The 22,151-nt window shown below is 60.0% G+C and carries 23 protein-coding genes; 15 read left to right on the plus strand and 8 right to left on the minus strand.

Going from position 1 to position 22,151, the window contains the following annotated elements; translation table 11 throughout:
• Positions 1-2: 2 nt before the first annotated feature.
• Positions 3-1,235 (plus strand): phosphatase PAP2 family protein, encoded by a 1,233-nt coding sequence (locus QZ460_RS05895; RefSeq protein ID WP_290540648.1) that lies wholly within the window; start codon positions 3-5, stop codon positions 1,233-1,235.
• A gap of 55 nt (positions 1,236-1,290) precedes the next feature.
• On the opposite strand, the gene QZ460_RS05900 is transcribed toward QZ460_RS05895, so the two are convergent.
• Positions 1,291-1,767 carry a hypothetical protein gene (locus QZ460_RS05900; RefSeq protein ID WP_290540649.1) on the minus strand — a complete coding sequence of 159 codons (477 nt, stop codon included), beginning with the start codon at positions 1,765-1,767 and terminating at the stop codon, positions 1,291-1,293.
• A 171-nt stretch (positions 1,768-1,938) separates the two neighbouring features.
• Between QZ460_RS05900 and QZ460_RS05905 the strand changes: the two genes are divergently transcribed.
• Positions 1,939-2,592 (plus strand): rubrerythrin family protein, encoded by a 654-nt coding sequence (locus QZ460_RS05905; protein WP_290540650.1) that lies wholly within the window; start codon positions 1,939-1,941, stop codon positions 2,590-2,592.
• A gap of 101 nt (positions 2,593-2,693) precedes the next feature.
• Here QZ460_RS05905 and QZ460_RS05910 read toward each other — a convergent pair whose 3' ends face one another.
• On the minus strand, positions 2,694-3,419 hold the full coding sequence (locus QZ460_RS05910) for a YebC/PmpR family DNA-binding transcriptional regulator (RefSeq protein WP_290540651.1): 726 nt from the start codon (positions 3,417-3,419) through the stop codon (positions 2,694-2,696).
• Between the two features lie 118 nt (positions 3,420-3,537).
• Between QZ460_RS05910 and QZ460_RS05915 the strand changes: the two genes are divergently transcribed.
• The 3 genes from QZ460_RS05915 to QZ460_RS05925 are packed head-to-tail and all read left to right on the plus strand — an operon-like array spanning position 3,538 to position 4,911.
• Entirely contained in the window at positions 3,538-3,918 is a 381-nt protein-coding gene (locus QZ460_RS05915; protein WP_290540652.1) for a VOC family protein, read from the plus strand.
• A gap of 5 nt (positions 3,919-3,923) precedes the next feature.
• Positions 3,924-4,505 (plus strand): L-threonylcarbamoyladenylate synthase, encoded by a 582-nt coding sequence (locus tag QZ460_RS05920; RefSeq protein ID WP_290540653.1) that lies wholly within the window; start codon positions 3,924-3,926, stop codon positions 4,503-4,505.
• Between the two features lies 1 nt (position 4,506).
• Positions 4,507-4,911, plus strand: a complete 405-nt coding sequence (locus QZ460_RS05925) for a thioesterase family protein (RefSeq protein ID WP_290540654.1) — start codon at positions 4,507-4,509, stop codon at positions 4,909-4,911.
• On the opposite strand, the gene QZ460_RS05930 is transcribed toward QZ460_RS05925, so the two are convergent.
• Positions 4,899-5,852: a DMT family transporter gene (locus tag QZ460_RS05930; protein ID WP_290540655.1), complete on the minus strand. Its 954-nt coding sequence runs from the start codon at positions 5,850-5,852 to the stop codon at positions 4,899-4,901. The two genes, QZ460_RS05925 and QZ460_RS05930, sit on opposite strands and share 13 nt — an antisense overlap.
• Positions 5,853-5,988: 136 nt before the next feature.
• On the opposite strand from QZ460_RS05930, the gene QZ460_RS05935 reads away from it, so the two are divergent.
• A complete protein-coding gene (locus tag QZ460_RS05935) occupies positions 5,989-6,936 on the plus strand; it encodes a DMT family transporter (RefSeq protein ID WP_290540656.1) in 948 nt (315 codons plus the stop codon).
• A 201-nt stretch (positions 6,937-7,137) separates the two neighbouring features.
• On the opposite strand, the gene QZ460_RS05940 is transcribed toward QZ460_RS05935, so the two are convergent.
• From QZ460_RS05940 to QZ460_RS05950, 3 genes are read right to left on the minus strand one after another with little or no spacing between them, the layout of a single operon-like run.
• Positions 7,138-8,538 (minus strand): HD domain-containing protein, encoded by a 1,401-nt coding sequence (locus QZ460_RS05940; RefSeq protein WP_290540657.1) that lies wholly within the window; start codon positions 8,536-8,538, stop codon positions 7,138-7,140.
• A gap of 4 nt (positions 8,539-8,542) precedes the next feature.
• The gene (locus QZ460_RS05945) at positions 8,543-9,190 is read right to left on the minus strand and encodes a GDSL-type esterase/lipase family protein (protein WP_290540658.1); all 648 of its coding nucleotides are present in this window, start codon (positions 9,188-9,190) and stop codon (positions 8,543-8,545) included.
• A 2-nt stretch (positions 9,191-9,192) separates the two neighbouring features.
• Positions 9,193-9,912: a pyridoxine 5'-phosphate synthase gene (locus tag QZ460_RS05950; protein ID WP_290540659.1), complete on the minus strand. Its 720-nt coding sequence runs from the start codon at positions 9,910-9,912 to the stop codon at positions 9,193-9,195.
• Positions 9,913-10,093: 181 nt separating this feature from the next.
• On the opposite strand from QZ460_RS05950, the gene QZ460_RS05955 reads away from it, so the two are divergent.
• The 6 genes from QZ460_RS05955 (at position 10,094) to QZ460_RS05980 (ending at position 16,696) form a co-directional block, all read left to right on the plus strand.
• The gene (locus QZ460_RS05955; RefSeq protein WP_290540660.1) at positions 10,094-10,972 is read left to right on the plus strand and encodes an NAD(+)/NADH kinase; all 879 of its coding nucleotides are present in this window, start codon (positions 10,094-10,096) and stop codon (positions 10,970-10,972) included.
• Positions 10,973-11,030: 58 nt separating this feature from the next.
• Positions 11,031-11,744, plus strand: a complete 714-nt coding sequence (locus QZ460_RS05960) for an isoprenyl transferase (protein ID WP_290540661.1) — start codon at positions 11,031-11,033, stop codon at positions 11,742-11,744.
• Positions 11,745-11,769: 25 nt separating this feature from the next.
• Positions 11,770-14,352: a POTRA domain-containing protein gene (locus tag QZ460_RS05965; protein WP_290540662.1), complete on the plus strand. Its 2,583-nt coding sequence runs from the start codon at positions 11,770-11,772 to the stop codon at positions 14,350-14,352.
• A 167-nt stretch (positions 14,353-14,519) separates the two neighbouring features.
• Positions 14,520-15,026, plus strand: a complete 507-nt coding sequence (locus tag QZ460_RS05970) for an OmpH family outer membrane protein (RefSeq protein ID WP_290540663.1) — start codon at positions 14,520-14,522, stop codon at positions 15,024-15,026.
• Between the two features lie 31 nt (positions 15,027-15,057).
• Positions 15,058-15,603 (plus strand): OmpH family outer membrane protein, encoded by a 546-nt coding sequence (locus QZ460_RS05975; protein ID WP_290540664.1) that lies wholly within the window; start codon positions 15,058-15,060, stop codon positions 15,601-15,603.
• Positions 15,604-15,784: 181 nt separating this feature from the next.
• Entirely contained in the window at positions 15,785-16,696 is a 912-nt protein-coding gene (locus QZ460_RS05980) for an AraC family transcriptional regulator (protein WP_290540665.1), read from the plus strand.
• A 12-nt stretch (positions 16,697-16,708) separates the two neighbouring features.
• Here QZ460_RS05980 and QZ460_RS05985 read toward each other — a convergent pair whose 3' ends face one another.
• Entirely contained in the window at positions 16,709-19,084 is a 2,376-nt protein-coding gene (locus QZ460_RS05985; RefSeq protein WP_290540666.1) for a BamA/TamA family outer membrane protein, read from the minus strand.
• A 4-nt stretch (positions 19,085-19,088) separates the two neighbouring features.
• The gene (locus tag QZ460_RS05990; protein ID WP_290540667.1) at positions 19,089-19,835 is read right to left on the minus strand and encodes a nitroreductase family protein; all 747 of its coding nucleotides are present in this window, start codon (positions 19,833-19,835) and stop codon (positions 19,089-19,091) included.
• Between the two features lie 135 nt (positions 19,836-19,970).
• Between QZ460_RS05990 and dapF the strand changes: the two genes are divergently transcribed.
• Genes dapF through QZ460_RS06005 form a run of 3 tightly spaced genes read left to right on the plus strand, consistent with a single transcriptional unit; the run spans position 19,971 to position 21,800 of the window.
• Positions 19,971-20,777, plus strand: coding sequence for a diaminopimelate epimerase (dapF, locus tag QZ460_RS05995; RefSeq protein ID WP_290540668.1), 807 nt, complete (start codon positions 19,971-19,973; stop codon positions 20,775-20,777).
• Positions 20,778-20,796: 19 nt separating this feature from the next.
• Complete coding sequence (locus QZ460_RS06000; RefSeq protein WP_290540669.1) at positions 20,797-20,988, plus strand: hypothetical protein; 192 nt, start codon at positions 20,797-20,799, stop codon at positions 20,986-20,988.
• A gap of 11 nt (positions 20,989-20,999) precedes the next feature.
• Complete coding sequence (locus QZ460_RS06005) at positions 21,000-21,800, plus strand: alpha/beta hydrolase (protein ID WP_290540670.1); 801 nt, start codon at positions 21,000-21,002, stop codon at positions 21,798-21,800.
• The last annotated feature ends 351 nt before the right edge of the window (positions 21,801-22,151 follow it).

Raw genomic sequence — 22,151 nt, forward strand, 5'->3', positions numbered from 1 at the left:
CGATGCTCAAACGCCTGACCGCCGCCTGCCTGTTCTCGATCCTGAGCCTGGGAGCAGCAGCGCAGTTACCGGACAGTGTCGACATGAGCGCCGGCGGGGAGTTCCGCCGGCGCCTCGACCGGCACACGTCGACCAAAGCCTACCGCATGCTCTTCGTCGCCACGCCCCTGATCGTGGGCGGAGTCGTAATGCAGGCCTACGACTCCGATTTCCGACGCCTGCGCAACGGATACAGCCACTCATTCCACCACCACTACGACGACTGGCTCCAGTATGCCCCCGCCGGGGCGATGGTGGCCCTAAAGACCTGCGGCGTCCAGGGCCGCAGCTCATGGGGCCGCATGCTGGTCTCCGACGCCTTTTCGGCGGGACTCATGGCCATAGGGGTCAACTCGCTCAAATACTCCTGCCGCGTGATGCGTCCCGACGGATCGTCGCGCAACTCCTTCCCCTCGGGACACACGGCGACGGCCTTCATGACCGCCACGATGCTCCACAAGGAGTACGGCCACCGCAGCCCGTGGTACAGCATCGGGGGCTACACCCTGGCCACGATCACGGGCGTCACCCGCCAGCTCAACAACCGCCACTGGATGAGCGACATCATGGTCGGAGCCGGCATCGGCATCCTCGCCACGGAGCTGGGATATTTCCTCGCAGACCTGATTTTCAAGGAGAAGGGGCTAAACGTCACGGAAACCTACTCGGTCTACGACCGCTACCGCCGACCGTCGTTCTTCGGATTCAGCCTCGGATTCTCGACCGTTCCCGGGAGCTACACACCCTACCCCGGGATGCACATGCAGCTCCTCGCCGGACCGTCCGTCTCGGTGCAGGGGGCCTGGTTCGCCAGCCCCTACTGGGGTTTCGGCGGCCGCATGTCGTGCACCAACCTGCGCGTGAAAGTCAACGGCGTGGCGCAGAACGACAACCTGGAGTGCGCGTCGGTGTATGCAGGGCCCTATTTTTCCTATCCCTTCTCGATGCGGTGGCTCGTGGGCGCCAGGGTGCTCGGAGGCTGTGAGATCTACAAAACATGCCACACGGATTTCCGCAAGTTGGAAGGACGCTCCGGATTCTCCTTCGGATCCGGACTGTCGACCACCTACCTCGCCACCCAAAACCTCGGCGTGCGCTTCACGGCCGATTACGACGTCGCTCCTCCCGTGGTGCGTTCGTCGCACGAACGGCTGCACAAGCTCACCTTCGGCATGGAGGTCTGCGCGGTATTCTGAAACGCACATGGGGCAGACCCTCAGGTCCGCCCCATGTATTTTCGTGCCGCTTCCCTCACAGGAACGATCGCAACTGCGCCGCGCGGCGCAGCTGCCCGGCCGTCACTCCGTCCTTCACCGAAGCCGGAATCTCCACCCCCGCATAGACCGAGACGATGCCGTCCTTCAGTGCCCGGAGCCGCAGCTCGCGCTTCGTCATTTTTTCAACCGCATAGCTGCTGTCCCAGGGTGTACCGTCGGCATAGCTCCCCGAGAGCACCTGCCCGGTCCCGGGCTCGTTGCCCAGGGTGTAGGTCCCGGAGAAGCGGGCATATCCGAAGGTCCCGATACTCTGGTAGAGGGTAAACGTTCCCCCTTCGCCGAGTTGCAGGTAGACCGAGCCGGCCAGGGCCGTGCCGTCCTTCCAGTGGGTCAGCATCCAGCCGTCGTAGTTCGCCTCGATCTCGCCGCCCTTGTTCGAGCCGCAGCCGGCAGCCAGCAGGCACACAACCGCTGCGGCCGCCACGGCAAAAAGCCTCAATCCGATTTTCATACCCAAGACCGTCCTGCTCCTGGTTTGCGCAAGGACGGATTACAAATATAGGAATTGCAAGCCGAAAACCAAAGCAGAGCTGCAAAAATAGCCCGCCGGCAGATGGAAGCGGCGCCCGTTGGCACAAAAAATGCACGCTCCGGACTGCGGCTTTTCCACCGGCAACACATTATGAAACGGCGTCTCGGTCTGATCCTCCTGTTATTTGCGGCATCGGCAGGCATTCTTGTCTGGCTGTACTACGCTGCAACGCGCGAACCCCGTTTGCCCAGAAATTCGCCCTATGCCGAAACGATCGCCGATCTGAACGCCTGCTGCCGCCGCAAGCACGTCAAATCGGTGCAATACGACCATTTCGCAGGCATCGCGGCCGACGAAAGGCGCCACACGGCCGAACGCCTGTTCCGGGCCATGGCCTTCTCCGAGCGGCTGCAGGAGAACAACTGCGCGACGGCAATCCTCCACCTCGGAGGTCATTACACGCCCCCGGAAAGGGTCTCGATCTTCGACGGCACGACCGACGGCAACCTCGAACGGAGCATCGCCTACGAACGGCAGTCCCACACCGGGAGCTTCGGAGCCGACATCCGCCGGGCGATGGAGCGCGGCAACCGCTATGCGGCGCGCCTCCTGATCTGGGCCTCGGCCGGCGACATGCGCCACCTCGCCCTGCTGGAGCGCTGCCGGCGGGAGGACTGCAAGGTCACGGACACGGGCCGGTTCGCCGTCTGCCCGAACTGCGGCAACCTCTACCCGGCGGAATATGCGGTCTGGTACTGCCCGGCCTGTCTGACGGAGGGTAAAAGATTCGTCCGGTTCGAGTGACCCACACCCCGCGGGGCAACGAACGAAGCGAGGCACGAATCGCGGGAATCCCCGGTTCGTGCCTCGCAGGTACAAGGGCCCAAGGCCCGTAAGGTCAACGGTTACTCTTCGTCGGCGTCCTTCATGGTGTGGTATACGTTCACCACATCGTCGTCCTCCTCGAGCTTCTCGACCAGTTTCTCGACCGATTCGCGGCCTTCGGCGTCCAACTCCTTCACATCGGTGGGGATACGCACCGACTCACCCGACACGATCTCGAATCCCTTGTCGTCGAGGCACTTCTGGATGGAACCGAACGATTCGTAGGGAGCATAAACCGTGATGCCGTCCTCCTCGGCGTAGAACTCGTCGACTCCCAGGTCGATCATCTCCAGCTCGAGTTCCTCGGGATCGACACCCTCGGCGGCGCGGAACTTGAAGACGCATTTGTGGTCGAACAGGAAGCCCACCGAGCCGCTGTTGCCCAGCGTGCCGCCGCATTTGTTGAAATACATGCGCACGTTGGCCACGGTGCGGTTGGTATTGTCGGTGGCCGTTTCGACCAGAAAGGCAATGCCGTGCGGGCCGTATCCCTCGTAGATCACCTCCTTGTAGTCGGCGGCATCCTTCTCGGTGGCACGCTTGATGGCTCGTTCGATGTTCTCCTTGGGCATGTTCTCGGCCTTGGCGTTCTGGATCAAAATGCGCAGGCGGGTGTTGCCCGACGGATCGGAACCTCCGGCTTTGACGGCGATCTCGATCTCTTTACCCAATTTGGTGAAGGTGCGGGCCATGTGACCCCAGCGTTTCATTTTTCGCGCCTTGCGATACTCAAAGGCTCTTCCCATAAAATTATCGGTTTTTCGGATTTTTTCATTTGTGCTGCAAAGGTATAAAATTCGGAGTTAAAAATTAAAGATTAAAAATTAAAAATTACTTTTGTACCGGATAAAAATACTTGAAGCTATGGAGATCAAAAGTCGTTTCGACCATTTCAACATCAACGTAACGGACCTCAACCGCAGCATCGCCTTCTACGCCAAGGCCCTCGGGCTGCGGGAAACAGGCCGCAAAGAGGCCTCCGACGGAGGATTCACGCTGGTCTACCTGGGCGACGGGCAAAGCCCCTTCCGCCTGGAGCTCACCTGGCTGCGCGACCACGCCGCCACACCCTACGAACTGGGCGAAAACGAGAGCCACCTCTGCATGCGCGTGGCGGGCGACTACGACGCCGTGCGCGAATACCACCGCGCGATGGGGTGCGTCTGCTACGAAAACACCGACATGGGACTCTACTTCATCAACGATCCCGACGACTACTGGATCGAAATTCTCCCCCAGGAGTAACCGCCATGCAGACGCCAACCGAAATGCAGCAGGAGGTCGACCGGGCTGTGCGCACGATGCGCGCGGGCGGCATCATCCTCTACCCCACCGACACGGTCTGGGGACTGGGCTGCGACGCCACGTGTGCCACCGCCGTGGAGCGGATATACAAACTCAAGCAGAGCGGGAACAAGAAGTCGATGCTCGTGCTGTGCGCCTCGGCCGACATGATCGTCCGCTACGTCAACAAGGCCCCGGGCATCGCCTTCGAGGTGATGGAGCTGGCCACCTCGCCCCTGACGGCCATCCTGCCGGGTGCCGCGGGGCTTGCCGAGAACCTCATCCCCGACGAAGGGACGCTCGGCGTGCGCATCCCCGACCATGAATTCTGCCGCCGGATGCTCCGCGCCCTGGGACGGCCAATCGTCTCGACCTCGGCCAACATCTCGGGCGAAACGACGCCCGTGGGGCTGCAGGACGTGGCCCGCGAGATCATCGACGGCGTGGATTTCGTCGTCAACCCCCGTTTCGAAGGCAAACCGACCCGCAAGGCCTCGTCGATCATCGCGTTCGGCGAAGACGGCGAGGTGAAAATCATCCGCGAATAAGATGGCGTACACGCTCGAAACCCCGATTCAGAAGCGGTTCTCCGATGTGGACCCCTTCCAGCACGTGAACAACGTCGCGCAGCAGATGTACTTCGACGTGGGCAAGTCGGAATTCTTCGAGAAGGTATTGAACGAGGAGGTGCTGCTCGCAGACCTGCGCATCCTTACCGCCTCGACTTCGACCTCCTATCTGGGGCAGATCAGGATGCACGACCCCGTGCGGGTGACAACCACGTGCGAACGGGTGGGGACAAAGAGCCTGACGCTCTTCCAGCAGCTGCTCGTCGGCGACCAGGTCCGCAGCGAAAGCCGCTCGGTGATGGTCGTATTCGACTTCGCGGCCCAGCGGAGCCAACCCGTTCCCGACGTCTGGCGCAAACGGCTGCTGGCCGATCAGCTCCCCTGACCTCCGTCGCCACGCAGTTCCGGCCGGCCATGGCGCACGTAATACTTATAGCCGACCGCCACGAGGACGACGCCTGCGAAGATGAAGACCGAGGCCGTGATGTTCGTGGCATCGAAATGCGCCTGTCCGCGCGTAATGGCCAGGATACCCGCGATCACCGGCTGGATGTAGCGGTAGAGGGCCGTGTGCACCGAGGTCAGTTTCTCCGTGCCGCGGTAGAGCAGGTACATGGGCAGGACGGTTCCCAGGATGAGGATATAGCCCAGTTCGGCCTGTGCAAACAGCGGAAGTCGCAGGAAGGGCACGTGGTCGATGTATTTCCAGAAGAAGGGCGCCGTTATGGCCAGCCCGATGATGTAATACCACCCCATCACGACCAGCGTGCCCAGCTTCTCCAGCTGCGGCTTGATGATCACCGTATTGACGGCGATGGCCACCACGGCCGCCAGCACGAGCAGGTTGCCCAGTGCGCGACTGCCGCGGGCGAGCGAGAAGCCGTCGCCGAAAATCAGTATCCCGGCACCGACAAGGGCGCAAACCACCCCCACGACCCGAGCCCCGACATACTTGTGCGGGGAGATCAGGTGATCCATGATCAGCGTGAAGGCCGGGCCGAGAGTGGCGATGACCGAGGCGTCGATGGGTGTGGTGTAGGACGCTCCCCAGAGCAGCATGTACATCCAGCCGTAGACGATCAGGATCGCGACGATCAGGATATTGCCCGCATCGTGCCACGTGATGCGGTAGGAGTAGCGCGAGAACAGAGCGAAGGGAACGAAGAAAACCGCCGCCGAAAGCACCTGCAACATGAATATCTGCTGGAAATCGAGGAAATTGCGCGTGAGGGAGACGTAGAACGAAAAATTCGCTCCGAAAAAAACGTTGGCGAAAACCAGATCGAGATTATAGCGCGTTTTACCCACAAAAAGAATCCGGGGCAATTATCGCACCGAATTTTACCGTATATTTGCCACGGCCAAAAGCCGGAATACGGGACCGGAGGCCGAAATTGGGATTCGGAAACGGATCGGCGTCCGACCCGCCTCAAAGCCCCGCATCCCGAGCGGGTTACGAAAGATGGACAAAGGAAAACTGAAAGGACATGCGGCCCTGTGGGTCGCCAACATCGTCTGGGGGCTCAACGCCCCGATCGGCAAAAGCGTGCTCTGGTCCGAGACCAACCCCGGAGGGGTCAACCCTTTTGCGCTGAGCGTCTACCGCATGGCGGGCGCGGCCCTGCTGTTCTGGACCGCCTCCCTGCTGCTGCCCCGCGAACGGGTCGCCCCGCGCGACATCGGGCTGCTGCTGCTGGCCTCCGTCTTCGGCATCCAGCTCAACCAGATGCTGTTCCTGTGGGGGCTGTCACTCACCTCGCCCATCGACACGTCGATCATCGCCACGGTGGTCCCCGTGCTGACGATGGTGCTGGCGACGCTCTTCCTGCGCGAGCCGATCACGTGGCTGAAGGCCGGGGGTGTCTTTCTGGGATGCGCCGGAGCGCTGATCCTGATTCTCGCAAGCCAGCACGGCACAGGTCACTCGTCGAGCGTCACGGGCGACGTGCTGTGTCTCATCAGCGCCGTGAGCTATGCCACCTACCTCACGGCCTTCCGCAACGTAATCGTCCGCTACTCGCCCGTGACGGCGATGAAGTGGATGTTCCTCTTTGCCGCCATAGTCGCCGTGGTGATCTACCACGGTCCGCTGACCGCGGTCGACTACGCCGGTCTGACACCCCGGACCTGGGCCGGAATCGGCTACGTCGTGGTCTGCTCCACGTTCCTCTCCTACCTGATGGTTCCCATCGGCCAGCAATACCTGCGGCCCACGGTCGTATCGATGTACAACTACGTGCAGCCCGTCGTGGCGGTGCTGTTCACCGTGGCGCTCGGACTCGACACGTTCGGATTCACCAAGGCCGGAGCCGCGCTGTGCGTCTTCGTGGGGGTATGGCTGGTGACCAAGTCGAAATCCCGGGCGCAGCTCGACGCCGACCGTCTGAAAGGCGGCAAAGGCGCCAATTAGCCCCGGACGGCAGGGGCCGACACCCCGCACTCGATCGTGCGAACACACCACCGCCCCGCATCATGCTCCGACGGGACGGACAAAACAGAAAGGCGAACCGGGCACCCAAACCCGAATTCAAATCCGAAAAGCGGGCCCAAAACGAAAAGGTGCCCCCGGATAGCACACCCGAAAAAGAAAGACGAACCCCGTGGGTTCGCCTTATTTGCTGACGCGGGTCAGTCCCCGCTCGGCGGCCAGCCGCTCCATCAGAGCATGGGCCGCGTCGTATTCGTTCGGAATTTCGCCGTCGAGAATGGCATTCTTGATGATCTCCTTCATGTCGCCGATCACGCGCCCCGGGCCGATGCCGTAGGTCTCCATGATCAGCTCGCCCGTGATCGGAGGCTGGAAATTGCGGATGCGGTCGCGCTCCTCCAGATCCTTCATCTTGCGGCGCACCAACTCGAAATTGGCCAGATAGCGTTTCACCTTGGCGTCGATCCCCGACGTGATGTCGGCCTCGCACAGCGTCATCAGCGCCTCCACATCGTCGCCCGCCTCGAACAGCAGCCGCCGCACGGCCGAGTCGGTCACCAGATCCTCCGAGAGGATGATGGGCCGCAGGTGGAGGAACACGAGTTTCTGTACGAACTTCATGTGCTCGTTGAGCGGGAGTTTCAACTGGCGGAAAATCGCCGGCACCATTTTCGAGCCGAGCACCTCGTGGCCGTGAAAGGTCCAGCCGACCCGGGGATCGTAGGCCTTCGTGAGCGGCTTGGCGATGTCATGCAGCACGGCGGCCCAGCGCAGCCACAGGTCGCCGCTGCGGCGCGCCACGTTGTCCACGACCTTGAGCGTATGGATGAAATTGTCCTTATGGGCATGGCGGCCCCGCTTCTCCACCCCCTTGAGGTTGTGCATCTCGGGGAAAATCCGCTCCAGGAGGCCGGTGAGCTCCAGCAGTTCGAAGCCCATCGAAGGGACGGGCGAGAGGACTATCTTGTTGAGTTCGGTGACGATGCGTTCGCGCGAGACGATGCGGATGCGGTCGGCATTGCGGCGGATCGCCTCGAAGGTCTCGTCCTCGATGGTGAAGCCCAGCTGCGAGGCGAACCTGACGGCACGCATCATGCGCAGGGGGTCGTCGGAGAAGGTGACGTCGGGATCGCACGGCGTGCGGATGATGCACTCATCGAGGTCCGACATCCCGTCGAAGGGATCGACCAGCTCGCCGAACGTGGCTCCGTTCAGCGACCACGCCATGGCGTTGATCGTGAAGTCGCGCCGCCGCTGGTCGTCCGCCAGCGTACCGGGTTCGACCTCGGGTTTGCGCGAATTGCGGGTATAGGACTCGCGGCGCGCACCCACGAACTCGACTTCGACATCCCGGGCACGGACCATCGCCGTGCCGAAGGTCTTGAAGACCGAGACCTTCGCCTTCAGCTCGCGCGCGAGCGCCTCGGCCAGCGCAATGCCGCTGCCCACGACCACCACGTCGATGTCGGTCGACGGCCGCCGCAGGTAGTAGTCGCGCACATAGCCGCCGACAACGAAAGCCTGCACGCCCTGCTCGTCGGCAAGGCGCGAAATACGCCGGAATATGGGATTCGACAACGGCACGCGGCTACTTCACATGTTGTTTGATCGCATCCCGCCACACCACGTAACCCTCGCCCGTCAGGTGCAGTCCGTCGTTGGTGTAGCGACGGTCCAGCCGCCCCTCGTGGTCGGCCAGCGCCCCCCAGACATCAAGGTAGGTGACTTCCTTCTCGTCACACAGCGCTTCGAGCCGCTTGTTCAGCGACACGATCAGGCCTCCGTGCTCGTAGTGCTTCCTGAACTTGGCGAACGACTCGCCGTTGACGGGCAGGATGCTCTGCACGTAGATCTTCGTCCAGCGCGATTCGGTCTGGAAGCGGTCGATCAACCGGGCCACGTTGGCCACGATTTCGTCGGGCGAAATGCCGGCCGCCAGGTCGTTGACCCCGATCATCAGAAATAGTTTCTTGGGATGTCCCCCGACAATCGGGTCGAGACGCTCGAGCAGCCACCCCGAACGGTCGCCGCTGATGCCGCGGTTCTTGATGTGGCGGTTGTTGAACAGCTCGGCCCACTCGCAACCGTCGGTGATCGAGTTGCCCAGGAAGACGATGTCGCTCGAATAGACCGGGAGCACCTCGAAAAGGCTGCGCCGCTGGAGATTGTATTCGTTCTGCGCAACGGCCGTGCACACGGCAAGCAGCGCGGCGGCAAGGGTCAGGATCCGTTTCATAGTCATCGGAATTCAAGTTCGCGCCGGTAGAGCTGCACGGTGTTTTCCAGTCCGTAATAGAGGGCGTCGCAGATCAGCGCATGGCCGATCGACACCTCGTCGGTCCACGGGATGCGCTCGGCGAACCAGCGCAGGTTCTGCAGCGAAAGATCGTGGCCGGCATTCAGCCCCAGCCCCTGCCGGCGAGCCTCTTCGGCAGCTGCCAGATAGGGGGCAACGGCCCGCTGCGGATCGTCGGGATATTCGCGCGCATAGGCTTCGGTATAGAGCTCGACCCGGTCGGCGCCGCAGGCCTTCGCCCCGGCAACCATCCCGGCCTCGGGGTCCACGAAAATCGAGACCCGGATGCCCTTCTCGTGAAAACGCGCCGTCACGTCGGTCAGGAAGGCCCGGTTGGCCAGGGTGTCCCACCCGGCGTTCGAGGTGATGGCATCGTGGGCGTCGGGGACCAGTGTCACCTGCGCAGGAACCACCTCCAGCACCAGGTCGACGAAACTCGGAATGGGGTTGCCCTCGATGTTCAGTTCGGTCGTGAGCACCCGCTTGAGGTTGCGCACATCGTCGTAACGGATATGCCGCGCATCGGGACGCGGATGGACCGTGATGCCCTCGGCACCGAAACGCTCGATGTCCTGCGCGGCCCGAATCACATCGGGCAGATTGCCGCCCCGCGAATTGCGCACCACGGCGATCTTATTGATGTTAACGCTTAACTTTGTCATAAATTTACGCTGTTTCACGGAATGCAGGACGCAAGCCCGGCCAGCTCAAATAAATTTGGCGCATCGCTCTGCTTTCCGTATATTTGCCGGGAATATGCCACATCCCGGCACCCGGCCGGGCCGCAAAGGCCCCGGATCGTTCCGGCGTGGTAAAGTTACTTATTTTTTCGAAACTTTGCCGATGAAAATCATACTTTTTTCCCGCGCGCAGATCGCCCACACCCCCGAGGAGATCCGCCAGCTGATCGGAACGATCGAGGCATTCGGCTTCGATTACGCCGTCAACGAGGAGTTTGCCCCCCTGGTCGCGCAGGCCACGGGCAAGGCCCTCCCGCACGAAAAAATCTACGGCCGCTACATCGGCGAACAGCCCTCCGAAGCCCTCATGGTCTGCTACGGGGGCGACGGCACGCTGCTCGAAGGGGTGCACCGCCTCTGCGGCTCGCCGGTTCCCGTCATGGGCATCAACGCCGGGCACCTGGGATTTCTGACCAGCGCCCCGAGCAACGGGCTGAACCTGATCTTCCGCCAGATTGCCGAAGGGAACATCGCGACCGAGCAGCGCTCGATGCTGCGCGTCACGGGCGAATTCGCCCGACAGCCCGAACTGCAGCTGGCGCTCAACGAATTCACCGTGCAGCGCCACGGCGCAGGGATGATCTCGGTGGAGACCTACGTCGACCGGCAGATGGTGGCCACCTACCACGGAGACGGGGTGATCGTCTCGACACCCACCGGCTCGACCGCCTATTCGCTCAGCGCCGGAGGTCCCGTCGTGGCCCCGACGTGCCAGTGTCTGGTCATCTCGCCCCTGGCCCCCCACAACCTCACGATGCGCCCGGTGGTGATCCCCGACACGGGAGTCATCACACTCAACGTCGACGCCCGGCGGGCCGATGCCTTCGTCACGCTGGACAACCGCACCTACCCCGTTTCGCACGGCGCATCGTTCACCGTGGAGCGTGCCGAACAGACGATTTTTTTGGCCGTACCGCACAATATATCATTTTACGACACGTTACGGAATAAGATGATGTGGGGAATTGACATCCGCAGTTAATCATTTATCGCATTTTTCCACAAGTTAACAGAATTTTTCCCTATATTTGTGCCCTAATATGAGCGATCAGAAACGCATACCGCAACACGTCGCCATCATCATGGACGGCAACGGCCGCTGGGCCGAGTTGCGCGGCAAGGAGCGTTACGAAGGCCACGTGGCAGGTGTCGAATCCGTGCGGTCGTCGTTGCGCGCCGCGGCGCGCTGGGGCGTGAAGTACCTGACACTCTATGCGTTCTCGACCGAAAACTGGGGCCGGCCCGCAGAGGAAGTAAACTCCCTGATGGAGCTTTTCTGCAAAAGCGTCGTCAACGAAACCCCCGAGTTGATCCGTCAGGGCGTCGAGGTGCGCATGATCGGCGACCGGAGCCGTTTTTCGGAGAAGGTCCGCAACTACCTGGCCATGGCCGAGGAGCAGACCGCCGGAGGAAGCGCACTGACGCTGATCCTGGCGCTCGACTATTCGGCACGGAGTGAAATAACGCACGCCGTGCAGCAGATCGCACGACGCGTGGAGGCCGGCGAAATCGCCCCGTCGGATATTTCCGAAAACACGATCGGTGCCGCGCTCTACACGGCCCCCTATCCGGATCCCGACCTGATCGTCCGCACCAGCGGCGAACAGCGATTGAGCAATTTCCTGCTGTGGCAGGCCTCCTATGCCGAGCTGTGGTTCCCCGAAGTGCTGTGGCCCGACTTCACGGAGAAGGAGTTCGACCGTGCGATGGAGGAATACGCACGGCGCGACCGACGCTTCGGACTGGTTAAATAGATGAATTTAGACTAGATTTGAATAGATGAATTATTCCGGTAAGATATTCACGGCAGCAGTTGCCCTCGTGCTGTGCTGCTCGAATATATTCGCCCAGGAGCAGAATCCGCAGGACACGACGGCGGTTCCGAAGCCTGCGGTTTCAGAAAACGCCCCGATGTTCCGAAACGAGGGCGAACCCCGACTCTATTACATCCGCAACGTCAACGTCCACGGCGTGCAATACCTCATCCCCGAGAACCTTAAGGCCTCGGCCGGACTGATCGCCGGTGACTCGATCTACCTGCCGAGCAACTTCATCTCCAACGCCATTTCACGGCTCTGGAGCCAGCGGCTGTTCGCAGACGTGAAGATCGGCGCCGAGATCGAGGGCGACAGCATCGACCTGGAGGTCTTCCTCAAGGAGCGTCCCCGCGTCTACAACTGGCAGTTCGAGGGCATTTCGAAAGGCAAGAAGAAGGACCTGCTGGAAAAACTCAAGCTCAAGCGCGGAAGCGAACTTTCGGACTACGTCATCGACAAGAACAAGAAGCTCATCCGCAACTACTGGGCCGAAAAGGGATTCCGCAACACGGAGGTGGACGTGCGCATCGACAACGACACGCTGCGCCCGGGACAGGCCGTGACGGTGACCTTCCTGATCGACCGCAAGGAGAAAGTGAAGATCGGCAAGATCAACTTCGTCGGCAACGAGCAGTTCAACGACAAGCGTCTGCGCCGCACCTTCAAAAAGACCCACCAGAAGTCGATCAACTTCTTCAAGGGGGCCAAACTCAACGAGGACGACTACGAGACGGACAAGGAGCTGCTGATCGACTTCTACAACTCGCGCGGCTACCGCAATGCCACGATCGTCCGCGACTCGATCTACCCGATCAACGAAAAACGGCTGGGCATCGATCTCGAAGTCTCGGAAGGCAACAAATACTACATCCGCAACGTCTCGTGGGTGGGCAACTCGGTCTATGATACCGAGGGTCTGCAACAGATGTTCGGCGTCAAGAAGGGCGACATCTACGACAAGAAGACGATGCACAAGCAGCTGGGCATCGGCAAGGAGACCGATCCCGAAGCGACCTCCGTGTCGTCGCTCTATCAGAACGAAGGCTACCTGATGTCGCAGATCGAACCCGCCGAGACGATCATCGCCCCCGACTCGATCGATATCGAGGTCAAGGTCTTCGAAGGCAAGCAGTTCACCATCAACGAAGTCGGCATCACGGGCAACCAGCGCGTCGACGACGAGGTGATCCGCCGCGAGCTGGACACCCGCCCGGGCGAACTCTACAACCGCGCACTGCTGATGCGCACTATCCGCCTGCTGGGTTCGATGGGACACTTCAATCCCGAAGCCATCATGCCGGACATCAAACCCGTCTCGAACGAGCTGGTCAACATCAACTGGCCGCTCGAAGAGCAGGCTTCCGACCAGTTCAACATCGCCGGAGGCTGGGGTTCGGGAACCTTCGTGGGTTCGGTCGGCATCACGCTGAACAACCTCTCGATCAAGAACACCTTCAAGAAAGGCGCATGGCGCCCCTACCCGATGGGCCAGAACCAGCGGCTCTCGCTCTCGGCACAGACCAACGGTACGTACTACAAGGCCTTCGCCTTCAGTTTCACCGACCCCTGGATGGGCGGCAAGAAACCCAACTCGTTCACCCTCTCGGCGCACTTCTCGGAGCAGAACAACGCCTACTACGTATGGCAGACCAGTACGCAGCACTTCCGGACCTACGGCGTCGCAGCCGGTCTGGGCAAGCGTCTGAACTGGCCCGATCCCTATTTCACGTTCTACGCAGAAGCCAGCTACGAGCGCTATGCGCTGAAAAACTGGTCGTCGTTCGTGATGACGAACGGAGCGGCCAACCTGGCCTCGATCAAACTGGTATTCGGCCGCAATTCGGTCGACCAGCCGATCTACCCGCGCCGCGGTTCGGAGTTCAGCGCCTCGGTGCAGGCCACGCTCCCCTATTCGCTCTGGGACGGCAAGGACTACAAAAGGCTGGAGCAGATAGCCACCAGTTCCAAGTCGACCCCCGCAGAGGCGGACCGGGCCAACCAGGAGCGCTACCGCTGGGTGGAGTTCCACAAGTGGCAGTTCAAGGCACAGTGGTTCCAGTCGTTCCTGAAAAACTCGAATCTCGTGCTGATGCTCAAGGCCGAAATGGGATACCTCGGCAGCTACAACAAGCATAAGGTCTCGCCTTTCGAACGCTACGAAGTCGGCGGCGACGGCATGTCGGGATACAATATTTACGGTATCGACATCATCGCGATGCGCGGTTACGAAGACGGCGCACTCGACCCGGGAAACAACTACTCGCGCGGCTACAACAAATACACCGCCGAGCTGCGCTACCCGATCATCCTCAAGCCCTCGTCGCAGATCTACGTGCTGGGATTCCTCGAAGGCGGCAACGCTTTCGACTCATGGAAGAAGTTCTCGCCCTTCAAGATCAAGCGTTCGGCCGGCTTCGGCGTCCGCCTCTACCTCCCCGTGGTGGGTATGCTCGGCATCGACTGGGGCTACGGATTCGATGCTCCGGCAAACTCCATGACCAAGAGCGGCAGCCAGTTCCACTTCGTCCTGGGACAACAGTTTTAGCCGGTGCCCGAAGGGGCATGCCCGCGACCCGGCAGCTGAAATCGCCGCTTCCCGGTCGAAGGAAGCCCAAATTAAACGGGACGTGGCAATAAATTTGAAAGAAAAGAGTTATATTTATAACATAATCCGGGAAACCGGCCGAATATTAACTTTAAAACAACAGGATTATGAAACGGCTGATTTTAATTGCAGCATTCATTCTGACGGCAGGGACACTCGCGGCGCAGAATTACATAATCGTCAACAGCGAGAAGGTGTTCAAGTCGATCGACGCCTACAATACGGCCATCGCCGATCTGGACAAGCTCGCCAAGCAGTATCAGACCCAGGTAGACGCCAAATTTGCCGAAGTCGAGGCGCTCTACAACAACTACGTGAGCCAGAAGGCTTCGCTCTCGGCCGCTGCGCGCCAGAGCCGCGAAAACGCCATCCTGACCAAGGAGAAGGAGGCTCAGGAGTATCAGGAAAGCCTCTTCGGACAGGAAGGCACGCTGATGAAAAAACGCATCGAGCTGATCACCCCGATCCAGAAGCAGGTCTTCGCCACCATCGAGAACTACGCCAAGCAGGCGGGAGCCGATCTGGTGCTCGACTCGGCGAACAACCCCACGCTGCTCTACACCAATCCGTCCGTAGAGCGGACCCAGCAGGTAATCGAAGCACTCAAAAAATAACCGACATCAAAACATTAACTGATAAAACTGTATGAAAAAAGCAATCAAACTGACCCTTGCGGTTGTGCTGGTGATGGGCTCCACGTCGCTCTTCGCCCAGAAATTCGGACGCATCAACACCCAGGAAATCATCATGGCGATGCCCGAGACCAAGACGATGCAGGAGAACATGGACACCTTCGCCAAGGAGTTGTCGGACAACATCGAGACGATGAATGTCGAATTCAACAACAAACTGCAGGATTTCCAGAAGAACTACAACACCTTCAGCGATGCCATCAAGGAGGTGAAGGAGAAGGAGCTGAACGATATGCAGACCCGCACCCGCGAGTTCCAGGAGCGTGCACAGCAGGATTACCAGAAGAAGCAGAACGAACTGCTCGCCCCGATCATCGAAAAGGCCAAAGGCGCCATCGACAAGGTAGCTGCCGCAGGCGGATTCCTCGTCGTGTTCGACACGTCGACCGGATCGCTGGCTTACTTCGACGAGGCCACGCTGACGGACGTTGCTCCGGCCGTGAAAAAGGAGCTGGGCATCACCGATGCACCCGCAGCCGCAGCGCCTGCCGCCAAATAAAGTTTCACGCGGAGTAAATCCGCCGACAAAACATCGAGCGCCGACCTTACGGGTCGGCGCTTTCGTTTCCAGAGGCTACAGGTCGAAAAGCATGCTGGAGTATTCAAAAAGTCGATTAATCGAACTTGTTGAATGATTTTCTCTCGATTTTTATTATATTTATCGAAATTTAAGCGAAACAATGAACAAGATGAACTCAGAAATGCCGATATCGAGTTTCGGTCTGAACGAACTCGTCACGATGGCCGGAGGAGAACAGCGTCCGGGAATCATGGGCGAATGCATCGCCGCGAGCAGCACATCGGAAATGGAGCAATTCCGCTTCCCAAGCCGTCTCAATGCCCTCATCATCGGCGTCGGAACCGAAGGAGAGACGTTGCTCACGTCGAATCTGCAGGAGTTCCGCCTCAAAAAGGATTCGCTGTTCATCTTCAGCCCCAAGCACATCCTGCAGATACAGTCCAACAACGGCTTCAAGGCCCACCTGATCGTCATCGCCCCGGATTTCCTCAAGCGCATCAACATCGACACCAAACGCATGATGCCGCTTTTCCTGCAATTCGGCTCGCTCCCCTGCATGGAACTCACACACGCCGAAAGTCTGTCGCTCCGGAGCTTTATCTCGATGGTCGAACAGGAGCTGAAAGGCTCCGAGACGGATTTTTCGAGCGAGATCATCGGCGGACTGATCACCGCGACGATCTACAAGGTCGGGGACATCCTGACCCACTACCTCACGGAGCATCCCGAGGTCGAGAGCCCGATACACAATCGTGCGGAGGAGTACTTCAAGCAGTTCACCGAGCTGCTCGGCGAACACTACAAGCGCGAACGCAGCGTGGGATTCTACGCCCGGCAGCTGTGCATCACGCCCAAATACCTCACCACGCTCATCAAGCGCATCAGCGGCAAATCGGTATCGGAGTGGATCGACAACTACGTGATCCTCGAAGCCAAGACGCTGCTCAAGTATTCGAACATGAGCGTGCAGGAGATCGCCTATTACCTGAATTTCCCCAACCAGTCGTTTTTCGGCAGTTACTTCAAGCGCAATGCCGGTCTGTCGCCGTCGCAGTACAAGGCCAAGCAGTAGAAATGCCGACCGTCAGAACGGATAGCCCACGCCGAAGTTGAGTGCCGTATTCTTCCACTTGAAATTGTGGATCCACCGCTCGCCCGAGGGGTTGTTGGGATTGTGCAGCTGAATACCCCAGTCGAGGCGCAGCACGGCAAACTTGATGTCGAAACGCAGACCGAGCCCCGTGTTGAATCCCAGCTGCTTGTAGAAGCGGTCGAAGTGGAAGACCGTATCTTCCGACTCGCCCGAATAGTGCCGTATATACCAGATGTTGCCCAGATCGAAGAAGGTGGCACCGTGGATCATCCCCCAGAGCGGGAAGCGCAGCTCGAGGTTGGCTTCCAACTTCACGTCGCCCGTCTGTACCGGGAAATCGTTGTGGGGATTGGCCACCGAACCCTGGCCGAGGGTTCGGGGCGTCCAGCCGCGCATGCCGTTGCTGCCGCCGCAATAGAACTGGCGGTCGAAAGGTACGGCCAACGAGTTGCCGTAGGCCATTGCCACTCCGCCGTAAAGCCGCCCCACCAGTGCCGCAGCGCCTCCCAACATGATTTTCCGGCTGACGCTCAAATCCGTGCGGAAATACTGCGAATATTCGATGCCGAAAATCGTATATTGCTTCTTGCCCTTGGCCGGCGAGAAGAAGGCATGTTCGACGGCGTCGATCAGGTTGCCGGCCGTCTCGACATTGAAGCGGATGTTCGTGGCGTTTCCGCCCAGGTTCTTGCGCTGGTTATTATAACCATAGCTGAACGAAAGACCTCCGATGAACTGGGTCTTGAAACTGTTGATCAGGTATTTGTTGGAGGTGTTGCCCAGAAATTCGGGATCGACCGGACGCGTCATGTCGACCACGTTGATGTCGATCGGCCGTAGCGAGAAGGACGAATAGCGGCTGTTGGTCCACATGTAGGTGATGCCGGCACTCGAAAGCGTACGGGCGTAATAGGGGCGGTCCTGAAAATTAATCGACAGCTCGGCCTTGGTCTTCGGCTGGTTCACCGAGCGGAAACGGCCCGTGCGCCAGGGCAGGAGGAACCGCGGGAAGGTCAGTCCGGCCGTGACGCCGAATTCGGTGGCCCGTTTGCGCCGGGCATCGGGCGCCTTCATGAATTCGTAACCCGCCGTGAAGGAGAGGTCGAACGACTCCGCGCCCCGGAAAATATTGCGGTTCTGATAACCGACGGTGGCTTTCAGCCCGTAGAAACTCGACGTGGTGCTGCCCTCGAGGTCGACCTTGACGCTCTGCTTGAGCGTCGGCGTGCAGAGGATGTTGCACGTCAGGTAGCCCTCGCGCGTGTAGAGCGTCTGCGTCGAATCGGCCGAAGCGCCGATGAAGGAGACCATATCGGTGACGTCGGCCGACTGGGGCTGCTCCTCGAAGGCGATTTTGGCACTCTTGAAATAGCCCAGCGCCATCAGGTCGGAATAGGCACGGTTGACCTGCGCCGAGTTGTAGACGTAGTTGGGATAGAGCGGGACGGCCTGGCGGAGCACCGAAGGCCGCAGGTTGGGCCGTTTCTCGTAGATAATGTTCAGACCGCGGTAGTAGACCGTATCGAGACGCGACAGCAGCGTCGTGTCGGTCCGTGCGACTGTGGGGTCGTAATCGGGGAAAATGTTGATCCGGTCGATGCGGTAGACCATGTTGTTGTCCATCACGGGCAGTCCGCGCTCGTCGTAGCCCGTGAGATACTGTTTGACGATCAGCCGCAGGTTGATCCGCCGCTCCTTCTCGAACATCCGCGCCGCGTAGGAGATGTTGTTGACCGAAAAATTGTAGTAGCCCCGCTCCTTGAGGTAGGCGGCGATGCGTTCCCGCTCGGCATCGAGAACCGACACGTCGTAAATATCGCCCGCATGCAGCAGCGTATTGACGGTGTCGGGCAGCACGATCTGTTCGAGGAAGTTGTCCTGGAACTCGTAGGAGACGGAGTCGATGCGGTAAGGCTCTCCCTGGCGCGTGCGGAAGGTGACCGTCGCCCGCTTGCGGCGCGAAACGGTGTCGATCTCATAGGTCGCCTGCGAGGAGAAAAAACCCTTCGAGTCCATGTAGACCTTCAGGTTTTCGGCGCTCTTCCGGGTCAGCCCCAGGTCCAGCGTCACGGGCGCCTGCCCGATCTTGCGCTTCCAGTTGTTCCAGCGATTGTCCTTCGCGGGATCGGCCTGCTCGTAGAGCCAAACGTAGAAATTCGTCCCGAGGAAGCGCTTGTTGGGCGTCTGCCGCACGTACTTCTCCATGTCGGAAGCCGGGATGCGTTCCTGGCGGCGTGTGGACCTATCCTCCTCGACCCGGACTTTCTGCAGGAAATATTCGCCTTCGGGAATGTGACGCGTGACGCTGCACGCCGAGCACAGCAGGCCCAGCAGCGTAGCGGCGAGTATGCGACACAAGCCCCGCACGGCATCAGTTGTTGAAAAATCCCTTCTCTTTCAAAAGGGCGAAATAGGACTCCGAGATGGCCAGGTTATCCTTGCGCACGTAACGCCGCTGGGTGAAGACCTTCGCCAGATTCGAGAGGCCGTTTTCCGCCAGCAGCTCTTTGGTGAACTCCGACTCTTCGCGCTCGGCCCAGAGTTCGTCGATCTCGGCGGCCGTGTAATCGGTATATTTCTCGTAGTGGACCACGGCTTCGAGCGGCAGGCGGTCGGTCAGCTCGGGCGACTCGTCGGGATAACCCATGACCACGGTGGTGAGCGGAATGACCCCCTTCGGAAGTTCCAGAATCCGCGAAATGTCGCCCGCGGTGTAGATCGTCGTGCCGAGGTAACAGATGCCCAGACCGTGCATTTCGGCCTCGACGCAGAGGTTCTGCGCAGCCAGCAGGGCGTCGGTCGAAGCGTTCAGAAACCACGCGAAATTGTCGTAGGCCGGATCGGCATCGCGCTGCTCGCACCACATCGTGAACCGGTGAATATCGGCGCAGACGGTCACCAGGCACGGGGCCTGACGGACCATCGGCTGGTTGAAATGGCACGGCGCGAGCCGTTCGCGGAGCGTCTCGTCGCGGGTCACCACCAGTGAATAGAGCTGCATGTTGCCGCACGTCGAAGCGCGCGAGGCTGCTTCGAGACACTCGCGCAACACCTCCTCGGGGATGGGTGTCGGTCGGAATTTACGTATCGAACGATGCTTGAAAAGCACACTTTTCATAGAGATCTGTCTTTTGAATCCTGCCATAAACCATACAATCCGCCCGCCATTGCGCGTCCGGGCGGATATTTTTCACAAAATTAGCAAAACTTTTAGAAGTTTTACTATTTTTGCCAAGACATAACCATCCAAAAAATGCAGACGGCATTTGCGAAATACGAAGGTGCAGGCAACGATTTCATCCTGATCGACAACCGCGAAGGCGGCTTCATGCCCCGTGCGGAGCTTATTGCTGCCTTGTGCGACCGCCATTTCGGCATCGGGGCCGACGGGCTGATCACCCTCGGCCGGAACGCGGAAACCGACTGTTCGATGCGCTATTACAACGCCGACGGGTCGGAAGGCGAGATGTGCGGCAACGGCGCCCGCTGCTTCGCGCTGTTCGCCGAACATCGGGGCATCGGCACCGAGACCAAGTTTTTCGAAGCCGCCGACGGGCTTCACTCCGCCCGCATCCGCCGTCTGGAGGGCACTTCGGGGGAGATCGAGCTGGGCATGATCGACGTGCGGGAGATCCGCACGGGCGACGGCTGGTGGTTTCTCAACACGGGCGTCCCGCACTACGTCGAATTTGTCGACGACCTCGAATCGGTCGACGTAACCGCCCGCGGACGCGCCATCCGCCGCGACACGGCACGCTTCCCACAGGGTACGAACGTCAATTTCGTGCAGATCGCCGGCGAGGGCATGATCCGCATGCGCACCTACGAACGCGGCGTGGAGGACGAGACCCGCGCCTGCGGCACGGGAGCCACGGCCGCAGCCATCGTGACGGCCTTCGCACTACAGCCCCAGACGACCGATTTCCGCATTACCGTACCCGGAGGAGCTCTTGCGGTACGGTTTTCGCATGCACAGGGAACACAAATCTATACGGACATCCGCCTGACGGGACCGGCACGCCGCGTCTTCGAAGGGGTGTTCGACACCGAAAATTTCTAAACCAAGTACTCATTTCCCCATGAAAACACAAAAGGGAATCCGCGAACACGATGCGGACGAACTTCGGAAAGCCAAACGTCTCGAACCGATGCGCAAGAGCGGCAAGGAGCGCCACGCGCTTTACAGCAGTTTCGACGAAGAGGATGAGGAGGAGATCCTGCCCCTCAAACGCGAATCCGTTCTCGACTACCTCGACGAAGAGGAGGAATAAATTCAGCTGCAATGATCGAAAAATTCATCATGGCGGGTCCCACCGCCCTGCATGTCTGCGACTCCCAGAAGGGAGACAAATGCGTCGTGCTCCTGCACGGCTATCTCGAATCGATGCTCGTTTGGGAGGATTTCGTTCCATTTCTCTACAAAGAGCTTCGCGTGGTCACGCTGGATCTGCCCGGCCATGGCATCTCGATCGTCACGGGCGAAGAGCATTCGATGGAATTCCTCGCCGACACGGTGGCCGACGCGCTCCGGGCGCTGGAAATCCCCCGCTGCACGCTTGTCGGCCATTCGATGGGCGGCTACGTAGCCCTGGCCTTCTGCGAACGGCATCCCGAGATGCTCGACGGAGTTGTCCTGCTAAGCTCGACCCCGAACGCCGACACGCCGGAGAAGGCCGAGAACCGCCACCGCGAAATCGCCCTTGTAAAGGCAGGGAAAAAGGAGATGCTGGCCCGCGTGGCTCCCGAAGCGGGCTTTGCCGAGGACAACCGCACCCGGATGAAAGACTACATCGAGGACCTTACCGAACAGGTCGCCGTCACCGAGGACGAAGGTATCGTAGCCTTGCTCAACGGCATGATTGCCCGCAAGGACCGGAATGAAATGCTGCGCACCTCGAAGGTTCCCCAGCTCTTCATCCTCGGGCGCAAAGACAACTACATCCCTATCGAAGCGGCCGAAAAACTGGTGGAAGGGCATCCGCAGGCGCGGATCGTATGGCTCGAAAACAGCGGGCACATGGGATTTCTGGAGGAGCCGGAAACCACGGCCCGGGCGATCCTCGATTTCGTCGAGGGCAAATAGCAGCGCATTTCCACAATCCGCGAACTGCGTTCCGCGGCCCGTTCCCCAATTCGGGCAGCAACTATACCTATCTCGCCATTCAGGTCCCGACGTTCAGCCCGGCATTGAATCCCGGCATTCGGACCGCTGCAATTGGGTTCGGTATTTGATTTGCTATTCGGCTTCGGTATTTGGGGCCGGCATTTTGGGCCGAGCATTTATCCCGACGTCTACCCTCCCCCGGCATTTAGCCCGGTATCTGGGGCTGGCATTTGGGATCGAGCATTGGATCCAGACGTGCTGCTTCAGCATTAAGTTCCCAGCATTGAGGTTAGGCACTTGGACCATTCGAAACCGGCTGCGCCTACAAGG

It is taken from the genome of Alistipes sp. (genome assembly GCF_020026455.1).
Taxonomy (GTDB): domain Bacteria; phylum Bacteroidota; class Bacteroidia; order Bacteroidales; family Rikenellaceae; genus Alistipes.

Bases quoted from the DNA above. Each gene is read 5' to 3' on its own strand.
- QZ460_RS05970 (WP_290540663.1), top strand. From the start codon at position 14,520: ATGAAACGGCTGATTTTAATTGCAGCATTCATTCTGACGGCAGGGACA.
- dapF (WP_290540668.1), top strand. From the start codon at position 19,971: ATGCAGACGGCATTTGCGAAATACGAAGGTGCAGGCAACGATTTCATC.
- QZ460_RS06000 (WP_290540669.1), top strand. From the start codon at position 20,797: ATGAAAACACAAAAGGGAATCCGCGAACACGATGCGGACGAACTTCGG.
- QZ460_RS05935 (WP_290540656.1), top strand. From the start codon at position 5,989: ATGGACAAAGGAAAACTGAAAGGACATGCGGCCCTGTGGGTCGCCAAC.
- QZ460_RS05960 (WP_290540661.1), top strand. From the start codon at position 11,031: ATGAGCGATCAGAAACGCATACCGCAACACGTCGCCATCATCATGGAC.
- QZ460_RS05950 (WP_290540659.1), bottom strand. From the start codon at position 9,912: ATGACAAAGTTAAGCGTTAACATCAATAAGATCGCCGTGGTGCGCAAT.
- QZ460_RS05965 (WP_290540662.1), top strand. From the start codon at position 11,770: ATGAATTATTCCGGTAAGATATTCACGGCAGCAGTTGCCCTCGTGCTG.
- QZ460_RS05910 (WP_290540651.1), bottom strand. From the start codon at position 3,419: ATGGGAAGAGCCTTTGAGTATCGCAAGGCGCGAAAAATGAAACGCTGG.
- QZ460_RS05915 (WP_290540652.1), top strand. From the start codon at position 3,538: ATGGAGATCAAAAGTCGTTTCGACCATTTCAACATCAACGTAACGGAC.
- QZ460_RS05905 (WP_290540650.1), top strand. From the start codon at position 1,939: ATGAAACGGCGTCTCGGTCTGATCCTCCTGTTATTTGCGGCATCGGCA.
- QZ460_RS05920 (WP_290540653.1), top strand. From the start codon at position 3,924: ATGCAGACGCCAACCGAAATGCAGCAGGAGGTCGACCGGGCTGTGCGC.
- QZ460_RS05975 (WP_290540664.1), top strand. From the start codon at position 15,058: ATGAAAAAAGCAATCAAACTGACCCTTGCGGTTGTGCTGGTGATGGGC.
- QZ460_RS05945 (WP_290540658.1), bottom strand. From the start codon at position 9,190: ATGAAACGGATCCTGACCCTTGCCGCCGCGCTGCTTGCCGTGTGCACG.
- QZ460_RS05925 (WP_290540654.1), top strand. From the start codon at position 4,507: ATGGCGTACACGCTCGAAACCCCGATTCAGAAGCGGTTCTCCGATGTG.
- QZ460_RS05990 (WP_290540667.1), bottom strand. From the start codon at position 19,835: ATGAAAAGTGTGCTTTTCAAGCATCGTTCGATACGTAAATTCCGACCG.
- QZ460_RS05895 (WP_290540648.1), top strand. From the start codon at position 3: ATGCTCAAACGCCTGACCGCCGCCTGCCTGTTCTCGATCCTGAGCCTG.
- QZ460_RS06005 (WP_290540670.1), top strand. From the start codon at position 21,000: ATGATCGAAAAATTCATCATGGCGGGTCCCACCGCCCTGCATGTCTGC.
- QZ460_RS05980 (WP_290540665.1), top strand. From the start codon at position 15,785: ATGAACAAGATGAACTCAGAAATGCCGATATCGAGTTTCGGTCTGAAC.
- QZ460_RS05900 (WP_290540649.1), bottom strand. From the start codon at position 1,767: ATGAAAATCGGATTGAGGCTTTTTGCCGTGGCGGCCGCAGCGGTTGTG.
- QZ460_RS05955 (WP_290540660.1), top strand. From the start codon at position 10,094: ATGAAAATCATACTTTTTTCCCGCGCGCAGATCGCCCACACCCCCGAG.